The organism is Paraplanobispora siamensis (assembly GCF_016863175.1).
GTDB classification, from domain to species: Bacteria; Actinomycetota; Actinomycetes; order Streptosporangiales; family Streptosporangiaceae; genus Planobispora; species Planobispora siamensis.
On record NZ_BOOJ01000036.1, the window covers coordinates 23,964 to 38,752 of the forward strand.

16 protein-coding genes and 1 tRNA gene are annotated in these 14,789 nt (G+C 67.2%); 9 read left to right on the plus strand and 8 right to left on the minus strand.

Going from position 1 to position 14,789, the window contains the following annotated elements; genetic code table 11:
• Nucleotides 1-41: 41 nt before the first annotated feature.
• The 3 genes from Psi01_RS21865 to Psi01_RS21875 all read left to right on the plus strand — a co-directional run bounded on the left by Psi01_RS21865 (nt 42) and on the right by Psi01_RS21875 (nt 2,266).
• Nucleotides 42-758, plus strand: a complete 717-nt coding sequence (locus Psi01_RS21865) for an HAD-IA family hydrolase (protein ID WP_239127916.1) — start codon at nt 42-44, stop codon at nt 756-758.
• 105 nt (nt 759-863) lie between these two features.
• A tRNA-Ala gene (locus Psi01_RS21870) sits at nt 864-936 on the plus strand.
• A 682-nt stretch (nt 937-1,618) separates the two neighbouring features.
• Complete coding sequence (locus tag Psi01_RS21875) at nt 1,619-2,266, plus strand: DUF6461 domain-containing protein (protein WP_204065938.1); 648 nt, start codon at nt 1,619-1,621, stop codon at nt 2,264-2,266.
• A gap of 261 nt (nt 2,267-2,527) precedes the next feature.
• Here the strand turns inward: Psi01_RS21875 and Psi01_RS21880 are convergent, their stop codons facing one another.
• On the minus strand, nt 2,528-2,989 hold the full coding sequence (locus tag Psi01_RS21880; RefSeq protein ID WP_204065939.1) for a DUF6210 family protein: 462 nt from the start codon (nt 2,987-2,989) through the stop codon (nt 2,528-2,530).
• Nucleotides 2,990-3,143: 154 nt separating this feature from the next.
• On the opposite strand from Psi01_RS21880, the gene Psi01_RS21885 reads away from it, so the two are divergent.
• Nucleotides 3,144-3,413 carry a hypothetical protein gene (locus Psi01_RS21885; RefSeq protein WP_204065940.1) on the plus strand — a complete coding sequence of 90 codons (270 nt, stop codon included), beginning with the start codon at nt 3,144-3,146 and terminating at the stop codon, nt 3,411-3,413.
• A 571-nt stretch (nt 3,414-3,984) separates the two neighbouring features.
• Here the strand turns inward: Psi01_RS21885 and Psi01_RS21890 are convergent.
• Both Psi01_RS21890 and Psi01_RS21895 read right to left on the minus strand, forming a co-directional pair.
• Entirely contained in the window at nt 3,985-4,563 is a 579-nt protein-coding gene (locus Psi01_RS21890) for a hypothetical protein (protein WP_204065941.1), read from the minus strand.
• 418 nt (nt 4,564-4,981) lie between these two features.
• The gene (locus tag Psi01_RS21895) at nt 4,982-5,380 is read right to left on the minus strand and encodes a hypothetical protein (protein ID WP_204065942.1); all 399 of its coding nucleotides are present in this window, start codon (nt 5,378-5,380) and stop codon (nt 4,982-4,984) included.
• A 388-nt stretch (nt 5,381-5,768) separates the two neighbouring features.
• Here Psi01_RS21895 and Psi01_RS21900 point away from each other — a divergent pair, with 388 nt between their 5' ends.
• Nucleotides 5,769-6,125: a helix-turn-helix domain-containing protein gene (locus Psi01_RS21900; protein ID WP_204065943.1), complete on the plus strand. Its 357-nt coding sequence runs from the start codon at nt 5,769-5,771 to the stop codon at nt 6,123-6,125.
• A 27-nt stretch (nt 6,126-6,152) separates the two neighbouring features.
• Here the strand turns inward: Psi01_RS21900 and Psi01_RS21905 are convergent, their stop codons facing one another.
• The 3 genes from Psi01_RS21905 to Psi01_RS21915 all read right to left on the minus strand — a co-directional run bounded on the left by Psi01_RS21905 (nt 6,153) and on the right by Psi01_RS21915 (nt 8,154).
• The gene (locus Psi01_RS21905; protein WP_204065944.1) at nt 6,153-6,743 is read right to left on the minus strand and encodes a ClpP family protease; all 591 of its coding nucleotides are present in this window, start codon (nt 6,741-6,743) and stop codon (nt 6,153-6,155) included.
• Entirely contained in the window at nt 6,740-7,366 is a 627-nt protein-coding gene (locus tag Psi01_RS21910) for a ClpP family protease (protein WP_204065945.1), read from the minus strand. The genes Psi01_RS21905 and Psi01_RS21910 overlap by 4 nt, the downstream gene beginning before the upstream one ends.
• A 143-nt stretch (nt 7,367-7,509) precedes the next feature.
• A complete protein-coding gene (locus Psi01_RS21915) occupies nt 7,510-8,154 on the minus strand; it encodes a flavin reductase family protein (protein ID WP_204065946.1) in 645 nt (214 codons plus the stop codon).
• Nucleotides 8,155-8,408: 254 nt separating this feature from the next.
• On the opposite strand from Psi01_RS21915, the gene Psi01_RS21920 reads away from it, so the two are divergent.
• Nucleotides 8,409-9,368: a TAXI family TRAP transporter solute-binding subunit gene (locus Psi01_RS21920; protein WP_204065947.1), complete on the plus strand. Its 960-nt coding sequence runs from the start codon at nt 8,409-8,411 to the stop codon at nt 9,366-9,368.
• A gap of 1 nt (nt 9,369) precedes the next feature.
• Here Psi01_RS21920 and Psi01_RS21925 read toward each other — a convergent pair whose 3' ends face one another.
• Both Psi01_RS21925 and Psi01_RS21930 read right to left on the minus strand, forming a co-directional pair.
• A complete protein-coding gene (locus Psi01_RS21925; protein ID WP_204065948.1) occupies nt 9,370-10,872 on the minus strand; it encodes a sensor histidine kinase in 1,503 nt (500 codons plus the stop codon).
• Between the two features lie 6 nt (nt 10,873-10,878).
• A complete protein-coding gene (locus Psi01_RS21930; RefSeq protein ID WP_204065949.1) occupies nt 10,879-11,562 on the minus strand; it encodes a response regulator transcription factor in 684 nt (227 codons plus the stop codon).
• Nucleotides 11,563-11,757: 195 nt separating this feature from the next.
• Here Psi01_RS21930 and Psi01_RS21935 point away from each other — a divergent pair, with 195 nt between their 5' ends.
• The 3 genes from Psi01_RS21935 to Psi01_RS21945 are packed head-to-tail and all read left to right on the plus strand — an operon-like array spanning nt 11,758 to nt 14,781.
• Nucleotides 11,758-12,792, plus strand: coding sequence for a tripartite tricarboxylate transporter substrate-binding protein (locus Psi01_RS21935; protein WP_204065950.1), 1,035 nt, complete (start codon nt 11,758-11,760; stop codon nt 12,790-12,792).
• A gap of 1 nt (nt 12,793) precedes the next feature.
• Entirely contained in the window at nt 12,794-13,255 is a 462-nt protein-coding gene (locus Psi01_RS21940) for a tripartite tricarboxylate transporter TctB family protein (RefSeq protein WP_204065951.1), read from the plus strand.
• A 20-nt stretch (nt 13,256-13,275) separates the two neighbouring features.
• The gene (locus tag Psi01_RS21945; protein ID WP_204065952.1) at nt 13,276-14,781 is read left to right on the plus strand and encodes a tripartite tricarboxylate transporter permease; all 1,506 of its coding nucleotides are present in this window, start codon (nt 13,276-13,278) and stop codon (nt 14,779-14,781) included.
• Nucleotides 14,782-14,789 lie beyond the last annotated feature (8 nt).

The following is a 14,789-nucleotide window of genomic DNA, read 5'->3' on the forward strand; positions in this document are numbered from 1 at the left end:
CCGACTCGGGTGCTCACATGGTCCTAAGCAAGGTTGGAGGGATGACCCCCATCAAGCTTGCCTGTCTGGATCTGGCAGGCACCACGATCGGTGACGTCGCCATGGTCGAACGGGCGTTCGCCGAGGCGATCGCCACGCAGGGCATCGTGCCCGGGACCGGTGCGTACGCGCGCGCCATGGTGCATGTGCACCGGTCCCGGGGCTGCCCCAAGATCGATGTGTTCCGGGGCATCTTCCCCGACAACGAGGCCCAGGCCCAGGCGGCCAACCTGACCTTCGAGCGCTCCTACGAGGGCGCGATCGAGCGCTCGGGGCTCCTGCCCCTGCCCGGCACCGTCGAGGCCCTGGACAAGCTCCGCAGCGCCGACGTCAAGGTCTGCCTCATCACCGGCTTCAGCCGCTCGACCCTCGGCCGCGTCCTGTCCGCCCTGAGCTGGTCCGACAAGATCGACCTCGCCCTGTGCCCCGAAGACGCCGGCCGCGGCCGCCCCATGCCCGACATGATCCTCACCGCGGTCCTGCGCCTGGGCATCGAGGACGTCCGCCATGTCGCGGTCGCCGGAGACTCCGAGAGCGACATGCTCTGCGGCCGCCGCGCCGGAGCCTCGGTGGTGGCCGGAGTCCTGACCGGAGTCCACAGCCGCGACCGCCTCCTCAACGGCGGCGCCACCCACATCATCGACTCCATCGCCGACTTCCCCGGCCTCGTCCTCGGCAGCGACCAGACCGGACCCCCTCTGCCGGCCTCGATCCACTGACCCCACCCCGAGCGCCGAGTGGCGGGAACGCCCGGCCTGTTGCTACGGTGTACGACTGAAGCGAGCCGGTCACAGCCATCCCTACAGCTCATCGGCTTGCACCTCGGGGCCTTAGCTCAGTTGGCAGAGCGCCTGCTTTGCAAGCAGGATGTCAGGAGTTCGAATCTCCTAGGCTCCACCGAAAATCCCCCCTCTGACCAGGCTAAACGGCCTGACTCCTTCGCAGGTTGATGATCTCCGCTCCCCCGATGGGAGGAATTTGGGAGATCAACTTCCGCGGGCCGAGGTACGGCTCCAAAAATTCCTGCAATACGGGCAGCGAGACGGTCCGTAACGGACCCGCCACATTACCGATGTACACACTGATAGAGATGCCCGCCTCCTCGGTGGCCGAGAGCACCGCCATGGCCTGAGGCAGAGTACACGCCATCCCCCGGCCGGTACGTGATTCTGCTGGGCGCATGGCCCCGCCACGACATCGCCAGTGCCCTTGACCTGCGCACCGGACACACCGTGTTCCGCCGCTACAGCCGATGACAGCACACGGCAGCCGGCCTGGTCATCGCCATCGACTCCTACACCGCCTCCGAGATCAAAGCCGACGCCGAACGCTTCGAGACCATCAGCGCCCGCGAGAACCTCCTGGCTTTCCGCGATGAGTTCGAGCCCGGCGAATTCGACCCCGAGGTCCACCAGGAGTAGCCCGACCCTCAGCCCACAGGCCGGATTCTGCTGTTTTGAACCCTTTCCAATCTGACGGCGCTGGTCGCGATGGGTATGGAAAGCCCGGCTGTGAAGAGGGCTGCTCCTTCAGAGTCGGAGATCCTCATTGTGTCGGTGGGTGCTGCGAGCATGACGGGATGATCGTGACTCCTGACGACTATTCCTGGTTCTCCCGCAAGCGCTTCCCTGAGCTGGCCGACGCTTACTGCTTCACCTATGTTCGCGGCCTGACGCCCGAGGAACTGGTGACCCGGCTCGGCGTCCGGATTGAGGACTGCTCGCGCATGACGCTTGATGAACTGATCCGGTATTCCTACTCCGGCTTTGACGAGCGGGAAGCCTTCGGTGCCGTCACCGTCGGCGACTGGGTGCTCATGGTCGAGGCCAACGGAGGGCTCGGCGTCACCAAAGAGATCATCCGGCCGCTGTCGGCGGGCACCCGCTTCGTCTCCCACTTCTATCTTGAGGTTAAGTGGATGGACTACTTCCACTGGGTCGAAGACGGAAAGATCCGGTTCGAGTTCCTGCGCGATGACGGCTACTCCCACTGGATCAAAGACGGAAAGATCCAGCGCGAGTTCTCGCAGCAGGAAGGCTGCTCAGAGAAGATGCCGGACGAACTGGCAGAGACCATGGAGCGGATCGATTCCCTCTACCCCCATGCTGTCGACCCTCACGAAGGGCCGGCGTTCATGCTGGCCGAGCGGCTCACCGGAATCACGATGACGCCGCAGCTACTGGAGGAGTCCACCTACCTGTGCGGAGGCATCCCCAGGCTCAGGTGAACAGAACCCCCGTCCACATTCCTTGTGGGCCGGCTCGGACGACGGATCACTTCGCTGCACGCCTCCAGGGCTCTAGGAAGGCACTGTTCCCCGTCTGTCTGTCGTACCAGGCCATCAGGGTGAAAAGCCTCTTTGATCAAGTTGGCTCAGAGCTTCTTTACTGGTTCAAGGGCCCGCTTCGCTCGCCCGCTCCGGGTAGCCAGCACGCCGGATGTGCGGCCTTGGGGGCCGTTCTCGCGCACGCCCGCCGCTCGGGCCGCGTCAGTCGGAGTTTTCCCATGTCAACACCCCAGGTCCATCGGCTGTCAGCACCGGAATCCACGCCTCGTCCAAGACAGCGAGGCGATCCTCATCTACCCGCAGTGCACAGTCGTACGGCCCCGGCCAGGAACGGTCATGGCGATCGTGCGTCAAGCCCTGCATCCCGATATCCGCCACAGCCGCGCGCACACGCTCCAACACCCCCGGGCCCCACGTGAACCCCGAACCGTTGGTTCCGTGCCCGCCCAACACGTTCTCGAACACATCGCGAAGCTCCGCAAGCACACCCGGACCAGGGAGGATGGGCATGATGAAGCCCTCCACATAGCCATGCAGGCAGGAGTAACCGCCGTACTGGTTCCAATAGACCACGTCCGTCGGAGCCTCAATTACCAGGCGAAGCTGATCCTCCAGCCCACCGAGAATCGAAGTGTCCAGATAGATGTACCGCTTGTCCGCCACTTCTCAAGTGTGACAATCTCACCTCCGGTGAGGGCACTCCGGCTCCGGGATGAGCGCCGAGGGCCCGCCCATCACCGCCGGCCCGGCTTCCTCTGTGGGCAGGTCGACGGCAGACGGTATGTGCAGGCGGGCGGAGTGCGCGGTGTGAGGCTGCATGCTCTCTATGCTGCGGTACAGCGCAGCAACCCGAGAAAGGCTGAAAGTGTCCGAGCAAAACACCTGGACCATGCGCCACTTCTCCCGAGCCAACCCGAAAGGGCCAGAACAAGGAGACGTGCCCGCACTCCTTCGCAGCGTCGTAGACTCCATCGAGGAACTGGGCAACGTCGAAATCTACGACCTGATCATGCACAACGAGATCACCGAGGATGGCCACTGGCCGAGCATCACCGTGTACTTTGACTACCCGAGCAACGACGCCTGACCTGGAGTTCGACGGAGACAAGCCGGCGGCACTTCTGCACTCCTCGCAGTGGCACCTGAAGAAGACGCGGTCAGCGGTCCCTATGAGGGCCGCCTCCTGCCAAGCCACCAGGGCCGACGTCACCGCTCCCGGCCACATGCGAGTGTGTTCGAGGGCGATCACCGCGACCATAGGTCGACGGTCAAGTCCCAAGCAGCCCAAGGCGAAGCACGCCTCCGGCAGGGGCGCTCCAGCTCCGAGATGATCAGGACGGGGAGGCATCGCAGTGCGCAAGCAAGACCAGGGCACCGGCTGATCGTCGTGCAATTGGCGTGCGATTCGCCAGGGTGATGAGGGGTCATTCACGATCACTCATGATCCGCCTCACGTTCAGGTTGGTGCCCCTGCGAGCCGTGATCCATGCGATTCCCAAGCTGACGGCGCAGGATTGGCTCCCGTATCACCTGTTCCACGGTAGAAGACTTGTAGCAAGAATAGATTCCTCACCTGTTGGTCACCGACTCGCGGCATGCTGAGAATGGTTTCTCTGGACGTACTCGACTTACCGCCAAATCTCGTTGAGATCAACCTTCTATGGGCTGGTCATGATGTCGTCCGGTGACGGTGGAGTAAGGGCGGCCGGGATGCCGAAGTCCCAGTATTCACTCGTGGACGAGACGGTTCTCCCGGGTTCACGCCAACTCCGGTACGTTATGGAGTGCGAACGGATGCGCCGTATTCGATTGTCATCGGTGAGCCAGATGTCATAAATCACTTGGCGGATCCCGCAATAACGGAGATATCGATGGAAATCGGCAAGCGTCAAGTCCTTCTGGTTCCCGGACAGGCGCACTGCGAGGGTGTAGCGACGAAGGTTTTCCCCGCCTAGCCTTTCTGTTGCGAAGGCTCTCACCTGTGCAACCTGCTGAACCGCCGTAATGGCCTTGCGAAGGCCGTGCCTCCAGTGAGGGTAGGCGCTGTCGACCAGCTTCCACTTCTTACCGGTTTCCTGTTGTTCCTCCCTGGAGAGACTTTGATAGACCTCCGAACCGATTTGAAAGGTATCCAGAGGTCCATCCTCCGTCTCCAGCACGGCCATCCCCATGCCGTTCTCCAGGTCCGCTACACCCAGACCATTTAACACAAAATCACGACGGCCGCCAGCTATCACCCACGTATGCGATACCTTGGCCGTGGCACCCTCCCAAACGCTCGCACCAAGGTCGAGGGGAGGGTGGACAGGTGTCCGATATCTGAACATTAACTGGCTAAATCTCGGCATGTGCCACAGCATACGCGGCTCAATTCCGGAATCAGAAGACCCATAGAGGCATGCTCGCCGAACGCCTGTCTTCGGTCAATGACGAGAGGCCGCCACTTACGCAGGCGTCCGGGTTGCAAGCCTTCCCGGTAGTGAGAAGGCCAGCAGCTTGATTGCGTGCCAGAACAGCCGGGGAAGCCCGGCCGCTCACGGGACTTACGGTCAACCGGCCGGCTCCGACCTGCACCCCGGTTTCCCGGCTCAGGACAGCAAGGTCAGTAGCCGGTTCCCAAGCCGCAGTGTGGGTTCAACCCCTGACGCCCCTCCACTACGGCATCGCGTCCAACACCTTGCGGTGCGGCCACTCATCAGCGATCACCCGGCCCAGCAGTTCATGGGAGGAATCGACGATGTACGGGACATGGTCCGGATCTTTCACGACGGCACGTGCGGGAGCGGTCAGTAGCGCTGTGCCCCAGGGCTCAACGGAGTTGGCGACGAAGCCGGACAGTTCCAGATCGATGTACTCGGGTGCTGTCCACACCTCATAGGCGATCTGCAGATCTGATGGGTGTACGGCGAGCCAGAGGGCGAACGTGATCGAGAAACCGTGTGAGAGATTGACCGGCAGAAGGCATCTGACGAACGCGCCCACTCCCTCGACCGCCATCATGACGTCGTTGCCCCACCGGCGCGCTTCAAAGTCGGCAGGATCCAGCTTCAGCACGGGATCGGGTAGCCGGAAGCGCATATGACGATCACGCTCATCGAGCGGAGATCCGCACGCGCACACTGTTTCGGGGGAGGCGTCTCTTCCGGTCACAGCCGAACCCTTCCATATCCTGTCCGCGCGTCTTCGCTTGTCATCCGAGATCGGCATGCGTCTTCGCAAGCAGGGTGTCGGGGGTTCGAATCTCCTGGGCGCCACCGACGAAAAGCCCAGCCTGGGGACGGTTCCCTAGGCTGGGCTTCGGTCGTTCCAGATTGGATGATCTCAGTTGCGCTGACCACTCGGTGGGCGCACTCCTCTTCGAGATGGGCCGGAGGAGACAGGAACGATTCCGCTCTGCGCGGATCCGGCTGAGCTCGAACGCGCCATCTACCTAAAGTGAGGCATGGCCTCTTCTGCCTCGCCGCTGCGTCCAGCGATCGATCGGACCGCCTCCAAGCCGTCTCCGGCTCGCGAGCCGCTGTGGCGGCACGCGCTCGGTGAGTGCCTCAGAGGCCTTCGTCACGAGCGGGGCGAGAAGTTGAGTGAGACGGCACGGCGCGCCGGAGTCTCGCCGCAGTATCTCTCCGAGATGGAACGAGGCCTCAAGGAGCCGTCGAGCGAAATGATCGCTGCGGTCGCCGGCGCGCTGGATGTCACCCTGGTCGATCTGACCCTTGCCATCGCCGAGAGCCTGCGGTCCGCTCAGGGCAGCGCGTCCAGGGGTGCCACCTGCTCGGCGGCGTATTCTCTGGCCGCATAGCGTGGCCTGCCGGGACTGTCCACCGGCCTATGAGCGCTCCTCGATGATCTGATCGAGGAGTCCGTACTCCAGGGCCGAGGTCGCGGTGAACACGCGATCGTGATCGGTGTCGGCGCGCAGGGTCTCGATCGTCTGGCCGGTGTGCCGTGACAGGATGCGCTCGATGTCCGCTCGGACGCGGACGACCTCGTCGGCCTGCAGGATGAGATCGGGGATCGTCCCGCGTCCCTGGGCAGCCGGTTGGTGCAGGATCACTCGTGCGTGCGGGAGAGCGGCGCGTTTTCCTTCGGCACCAGCGGCGAGAAGGACGGCACCCACCGCGACGGCCTGTCCGACGCAGGTCGTCGAGACCCGCGGGCGGATATAGCGCATGGTGTCGTATATCGCGAGCATCGCGCTCGGATCTCCGCCTTCGCAGTTGATATAGAACTGTATTTCGCCATCGGGGTTGTCCGACTCCAGGAAAATCAGCTGCGCGATGAGCGCGTTCGCGACGCCCGCGTCGATCGCGGTGCCCAGATAGATGATTCTTTCGGTGAGCAGGTGCGAGTAGACGTCCATGATCCGCTCGCCACGGGAATTCTGGGTGATGACGTTCGGAATGGTGTATGTGCTCACTGGCCGACTCCCTCGGTGACGCCGAATCCGAGCCGCGGGCGGTTGCGCGGCGCGATCTCGTCGAAATCCTGCACGATCGCATCTATGAAGCCGTAGTCCAGTGCCTCTTTCGCTGTGAACCAGCGATCGTGCAGAGAGTCCTCGAATATCCGCTCGACGGGCTGCCCCGTGTCCTCGGCGATGAGGCCGAGCACCGTGTCGCGAGTATGCCGCAGGTCACCGGCCTGCAGTTCGATGTCGACCGCGGTGCCACCGATTCCCGCCGAGCCCTGGTGCATCAGGACGCGTGCGTGCGGCAGGGCTCGGCGCTTCCCCCGGGCCCCCGATGACAGCAGGAATTGCCCGGCGCTGTAAGCGATGCCCAGCACGAGAGTAGACACGTCACAGGGAACGAGTCGAATGGTGTCGCGAATCGCGAGCATCGAGGGAACCGACCCGCCCGGCGAGTGAATCCACAGTGCGATATCCGCCGACGCGTCCTGCGTGGCGAGGGCTATCAGCTGCGTGGTCAGCAGTGTCCCGTTGTCATCGTCGAGAGGGCCGTCGAGAACGAGGACACGCTGGTCGTAGAGTTCGCGCCTTACCCGCTCGTTGAACAGTGGGACATTCGATTCTCCGCTCATGAGTCCATCATGTGAGGCGATCCGGACCGGAGTCGACGCGATCTGCCTGGGGCAGATCTGCTCTGAGCAGATGAGAATCGGTTTCCGGCCCGGTTCGCAGCATTGCGGCCGGGGATCGAGTGGGACGAGCGTGCCGGATCGGACTAGGAGAGCGCGGCCGGGGTCTGCAGGTCGTGCGGCATCTGCCAGCCTGTGGCGAGCCGGGATGAGCGGACGTTGCGCGCGTCGCCGAAGAACTCGCAGAACTTCATGAGGAGCGGGTCCCAGGCGACCGGGTCGACGTAGTGCGTCCCGGGGATGATGAGCTTCTCGTCGACATGGGCGCGACGGACCGTGACGTGGAAGGCGGTGGCGCTCGCGTCGCGATCGCCGAACGGATGCGCGGCCACCACTTCGCACTCCAGCTGAATCGGGCACTCCAGGACGCGCGGTGGGGCGACCAGCTCCGAGGGTTGTTCGGTCAGTGCCGCGGCCGCGAACTTGCGCGGCTCGTGGCGGTAGCCCATCTCCGCCTTGTGCGGCGGTACGGCTGACGCGCCGGTGGTCATGGCCAGCCGGTCGACCGCGTCGACGAGCGACGACGGCGCCAGATTCAGCACGCATTCCCGTTCCCGGCGCAGGTTGGCCGTGGTCTGGGCGGAGTTGCCCAGGCCGAGCATGCAGGACTGGCCCAGCCACCACGCCGAGGACATCGGCGCGAGGTTGGCGCTGCCGTCGGGGTTGCGGGAGCTGATCAGTACGACGGGCGTGCCGAAGTACAACACCTTCAGGTCGGCGACCTTGTGCATGGATTCGCCCTCTGGGGTCGGGACTGCTGCAGTGAGCGCGGGAGACGAGATCAAGTTTGCGTGCCCGGCCGGAGGGACCGCTGGCGGAAAACAGACGTTGAGCCGGCACGCCGAACGAGCGCCTTCCGGTAGTCCGTCGGACACACCTCGGTCCTCGACACCCTTCGTCGCGCGTCCCCTGGCGTTGCGGGCAGGCTTGCCTGCCGTACGGCGCAGCCTGGGCGGGCAACAGCCGGCGTCCGTATCATCTCGGCATGGTGCCGAACCCGCAGCCGCGAATCAGCCGGCGGGCGGTGCTGCTGGCAGCCGGGGGGCTGCTCGCCGGCTGCTCCCGGCAGGCCGAGGTCGACAAGGTCCGTCTGCGGCTGGCCACCGGACCGGCGGGGGCGGTGTACCGGCGCATCGGTGGTTCGCTGGCCGGGCACATCTCCGAGCGGGTGCCGGGGGCCACGGTGACCACCGTGCCGAGCGGGGCGTCCACCGACAACATCCGGATGTTGCGGGCCGGTGAGGTGCACCTCGGGCTGACGAGCCTGGACGCGCTGATCACGAACGACGGCAGCGTGCCCGAGGGGCTCTCGGCGATATGCCGGCTCTACGACAGTCATCTGCACCTGGTGGTCATGGCCGGTTCGGCGATCGAGGAGTTCCGGGACCTCGACGGCAGGCGCGTATCCCTCGGCGCCCGCGACTCGGGCACCGAGTTCACGTCGCTGCGGGTCCTGCGGCTCGGACCGGTGGACGCCGACGGCCGGTACCTCAGCCAGGCCGAATCGGCGGCGGCGCTGCGCGACGGTGAGATCGACGCGATGTTCTCCCTGACCGGCGTCCCGACTCCGGCGATCACGGCGCTGGCGCAGCGGCACCCGATCCGGCTGATCCCGCTGCAGGCGCAGGCGGACGCGCTCTTCGCGGAGTTCCCGGGTCCCTACACTCCGGCGACGATCCCCTCGACCGCCTACGCCGGCGTCCCGGCCACCCCCACCGTCGCCGTGCCGAACGTGCTCCTCGTACGCGACGACCTGCCCGATGACCTGGTCCACGCCATCACCGACACCGTCTTCACGCACACCGGCACGATCACCTCCACCGGTCACGGCGACGCCGAAGCCGTTCCCGAAGCGTGGCAGATCAACGTACGCACCGGGATCGCCACCGGATCGATCCCGCTCCATCCGGGCGCGGCCGCCTGGTTCCGCGACCACAAGCGCTGACCTAGGACGACGACTCCGCCTCCGGAACGGCCGGCAACGAGACCACCGCGGCGAACCCGTGCCCGGACCCGTCCGGACGCGGCAGTCCTTCCTCCAACCGCAGCCCGCCCCCGGCCGCCCCGACCAGGTCGGCGCAGATCGCCAGTCCCAGGCCGGTCCCGGGCACGTTCTGATGCCGCGGCGACCGCCAGAACCGCTGCAACGCCCGGGTCCGCTCGGACGCGCCGAGCCCCTGGCCGTCGTCACGGACGGCGATCGCGACCACGCCTCCGGCCGCCGGAGCGTCATCGTCCCCGGCGCCTGTACCACCGCGCCCGCCGCCCGCGCCATCGTCCCCGGCGGCACCCGTACCCCCGGAGACGACCCGGGCGCTCACCTCCACCACCCGCGCGTCCGACAGCCGTAACGCGTTGCTGATCAACTCGTCCAGGATGCTGCCCAGTCCGCCCGTCGGCTCCAGCACCCGCAGCCCCGGCGGTACGTCGACCGTCAGCGTCTGCCCCGCCGTCGCCGTCAGCGCCCGCCACCGCTCCACCCGGGTCGCCAGCACCGCGTCGAGATCCACCGGCGACGCCGTCCGTATGCTCTCCATCCGCGCGCTGGCCTGCAGCGAGTTCAGCAGCCGCTGCATCGCCTTCAGCTCGTCGACGGCGACCTCGTACGCCTCCCGCCCGTCACCCTCCGCGCGCAGATGCGGTTCCAGGCTCTCCACCGCGAGCCGGAGGCTGGTCAGCGGATTGCGCAGCTGATGCGACGCGTCGGACACGAACGCCCGCTGCCGCCGTACGGCGTCCTCGACCGCGTCCATCATGGTGTTGAACGACTCCGCCAGCCGCCGCAGCTCGACCGGGCCGGCCTCGGCGTCCGCCCGGATCGTGAGGTCGCCCTGGGAGATCCGCGAGCTCGCCGCGTCCAGCTCCCGTACCGGACGCAGCACCCACGCCGACACCGGCCAGGCGACGGCCACCAGCGCGATCAGCGGCAGCAGCCCGAGCCCGGCGAGCTGGGCCCACCGTACGAGGATGCGATGGCGCGTCTTCGACAGGTCGGAGATCGTCACGACGGCGCCGACGACCTCGCTGTCCCGGCCCACCGGCTCCGCGACCACGAGTGCGGAGTCGTCCCACGGCGCCCACTCACCGGACGGTTCGGACCTGGCCCCGGCCAGCGCCGCGGTCACGATCCGGGGCAGCGCCGGCTCGGCCCGCGCCGCCTGCCGGTACGCGCCGGCCGGCCCGAGCAGCACCGTGCCCGAGGTGTCGATCACCGCGACCGGGATGCCGTACAGCTCGTGATAACGCGTCAGCTCCTGGTGGAGCGCCTCGGTCCGCCCGGTCGACAACGCGGTCTCGGCCAGCGACGCGAACCGGCCGACGTCGTTGAGCCGGTCGACGTACGTCTCCTGCATCTCCCGCTCGGCCACGGTGACGCTGAGCGGCGCCCCGAGCGCCGCGACGAGCAGCACCGCGAGGGGCACCAGGACGGCGAGCAGGCGGCGGTGCACGGCGCCTCAGCCGATCAGCTCCGGCTGGTCGGCCAGGAGCCGATAGCCGACCCCGTGGATCGTGCGGATGAGCACGGCGGGCCCGATCTTCTGCCGTAACGCCGCGATGTGGGTGTCCAGGGTGCGGCTCGACGGTTCCCAGGTCGCGCCCCAGATCTGGTCGAGGATGACGTCGCGGCTCACCACGTCCGGCGCCCGCCGGGCCAGCAGCAGGAGCAGCTCGAACTCCTTGCGGGTCAGCGTCACGGGATCACCGCCGACGGTGACCTCGCGGGTGCCGACGCCGATCCGCATCGGGCCGAGGACGAGCGGTTCGTCCGGGTGGCTCACGGCGCGGGCCGCCCGGGTGCGCCGCAGCACGGCGTCGATCCGGGCCAGCAGCTCCGAGACGCCGAAGGGCTTGACGATGTAGTCGTCGGCGCCGACGCGCAGGCCGAGGACCCGCTCGTGCTCCTCCGACCGTGCCGTCACGGCGATGACGGCGGTCTCCGGCCGGTCGCGCAGCCTGCGGATCACGTCGATCCCGTCGCCGTCGGGCAGGTTCAGGTCGACGAGGACCACATCGGACGGGGCGGCCCGTACGGCCTCCGCGGCGGTGGCGACGCGGTGGACCTCGAAGCCCGCCTGGGCCAGGACGGTCACCAGACCCCGCGCCACGCGGTCGTCATCCTCAACGATGGTGATCCGCATACCGGCGGATTGTACGTCCCGTATCAACGCTTGTGTTAGCTCTTGATTCTTGGGATTTCTCTGACGTGGACGGTGCCTTCCATGGGATTACCCTGACACCATCCGCGTTCCTGCCGACCGGGACCGGGACCGGGATCGGGATCGGGGCCGAGCACTCACCTACGAACGCGCATGCGCTGACGAGGAGGCCGCGACATGAGAACGATCAGCAGGTACCGGGCCGCCGCGCAGATGGTCGTCGCGATCGGCGTCGTCTCGCTCCTCGCCGCCTGTTCCGGCGACGGCGGCACCACCGGCGGCGCCACCGGCGCAGGCGACTCCGGAGGTTACCCCGACAAGAACATCACGATCGTCGTGCCGTTCAGCGCGGGCGGCCCGACGGACACCGTCACCCGCATGATCGCCGATCCGATGGCCGCCAAGCTCGGCACGAAGATCGTCGTGCAGAACGTCGAGGGCGCGGGCGGCACGGTCGGCGCCGGCGAGGTCGCGCAGGCCGAGCCCGACGGCTACACCGTGCTCATGCACCACATCGGCATGTCGACGGCGCCCGCCCTGTACAAGGACCTGGGCTACAAGCCGCTGGAGGACTTCGAGACGGTCGGGCTCGTCACCGAGGTGCCGATGACGATCGTCGCCCGCAAGGACTTCCAGCCCGCGACCCTCCAGGACCTCGTGACCCACGTGAAGGCGAACGCCGACAAGGTCACGCTGGCCAACGCCGGCATCGGCGCCGCGTCCCACCTGTGCGGCCTGCTGTTCCAGACCGCCGCCGGGGTCAAGCTCCAGGAGGTCCCGTACGAGGGCACCGGCCCCGCGCTGACCGACCTCGTCGGCGGCCAGGTCGACTTCATGTGCGACCAGACGACCAACACCAGCGGCCAGATCACCGCGGGCGAGGTGAAGGCGTACGCGGTCACCACGCCGGAGCGGGTGAAGAGCCTGCCCGACCTGCCCACCACGACCGAGGCCGGGCTGCCCAAGCTCCAGGTCAGCGTGTGGCACGGCCTCTACGTCCCGAAGGGCACGCCGCAGGACGTCGTCCAGAAGCTGACCGACGCGCTGAAGACGGCGCTGGCCGACCAGAAGGTCATCGACCAGATGGCCAAGCTCGGCACCGCGCCGGTCCCCGCCGAGGACGCGACCCCGCAGGCGCACCGGGCCAAGCTCGAAGCGGAGCTCGCCACCTGGGCGAAGGTCATCTCCGACGCCGGCGTCCAGGCCTCCTGAGGTGGAACGCCGCCGGTCCTTCCCGGACGTCCTGGCCGGAGGGATCTTCGTCCTGATCGGTGGCGCCTTCGTGGCGGGGTCGCTCGGCTACGAGCTGGGCACCCCGCTGCGGATGGGCCCCGGCGCCTTCCCGCTGCTGGTCGGCGCGATCCTGGCCGCACTGGGCCTGGCGATCGTCGTCAAGGGACTCGTCGCCGGCGAGGTGATCTCGTTCGGGCCGATCCCCTGGCGCGCGGTCGTCCTGATCTCGCTCGCGGTCCTGTTCTTCGGATTCACCGTCCGGGGTCTCGGGTTCGTCCCGGCCTCGGCGGTGACCACCCTGCTCACCACGCTGGCGAGCTCGCGCGTACGGCCGCTCACGGTCGCGGCCGTGACCCTCGGGCTGACCGTGGCCGCCACGCTCATCTTCGTCGTCGGGCTTCAGCTGCGGATCCCGCTGTGGGGCCCGTGGCTGGGATTCTGACGCGGCATCCGGACTGAGGCATGGAACTTCTCGACAACCTCGCGCTGGGTTTCTCGACCGCACTCCTGATCCAGAACGTCCTCTACTGCTTCGTGGGGGTGCTGCTCGGGACGGCGGTCGGCGTGCTGCCGGGCATCGGGCCGACGGCGACGGTGGCGATGCTGCTGCCGATCACGTTCAACTTCGAACCGGTGACGGCGCTGATCATGTTGGCCGGCATCTACTACGGCGCGCAGTACGGCGGCTCGACGACCGCCATCCTGATCAACCTGCCCGGTGAGTCGTCGGCGGCGGTCACCGCGCTGGACGGGCACGAGATGGCCCGGCAGGGCAGGGCGGGCCCGGCGCTGGCCACCGCCGCGATCGGATCGTTCGTCGCGGGTACGGCGGCCACCGTCGTGCTGGCCGTCGCGGCCCCGCCGCTGGCGCGTGTCGCGTTGCGGTTCGGCCCGGCCGAGTACTTCTCGCTGGTGCTGTTCGGCCTGATCGTGTCGATCGCGCTGGCGCGCGGCTCGACGCTCAAGGCGCTGGCGATGATCGCGCTCGGCGTCCTGCTCGGCACGGTCGGCCAGGACATCTACACCGGCACGCCCCGGTTCGTGTTCGGCCAGCGCGAGCTGTACGGCGGCATCGACTTCGTCTCCCTCGCCGTCGGCATGTTCGGGATGGCCGAGATCCTGCGCAACCTGGAGAACGAGCGGGCCCGCACGGTGGTCGTCAGCAAGGTGCGCAACCTCTGGCCCACCCGCGAGGACCGCCGCCGGATCGTCGCCCCGATCCTGCGGGGCACCGGTCTCGGCTCCGCGCTCGGCGTCCTGCCCGGCGGCGGCCACGTGCTGGCCTCGTTCACCTCCTACGCCGTCGAGAAGCGGATATCGAGACGGCAGGAGGAGTTCGGGCACGGCGCGATCGAGGGCGTCGCCGGTCCCGAGTCGGCGAACAACGCCGCCGCCCAGACGTCGTTCATCCCGCTGCTCACCCTGGGCCTGCCCGCCCACCCGGTCATGGCGCTGATGGTCGGCGCGTTCATCGTCCACGGCATCACCCCCGGCCCGAACGTCATCACCGACGAGCCGGCGCTGTTCTGGGGCCTGATCGCGTCGATGTGGATCGGCAACGTGCTGCTCGTGCTGCTGAACCTGCCGCTGATCGGCATGTGGGTGCGCATGCTGCGGATCCCGTACCAGGTGCTCTTCCCGATGATCATCCTGTTCGCCTCGATCGGGACGTACTCCCTGGGATTCAACGCCTACGACGTCTACGCGATCGTGTTCTTCGGCCTCCTGGGCTACATCCTGATCAAGTGCGGCTGCGAGCCGGCGCCCCTCCTGCTCGGCTTCGTCCTCGGCCCCCTGCTGGAGGAGAACCTCCGCCGGGCCCTCATCATCTCCCGCGGCGACCCGTCGGTCTTCCTCACCCGCCCGATCTCCGCGGTGTTCCTGTTCCTGACCGTGGCGGCACTCGTCATCACCGTCCTGCCGGCGATCCGCAGACGCCGCGAGATCGTGTTCACCGAGGAGGAGTAGGGGCGCCG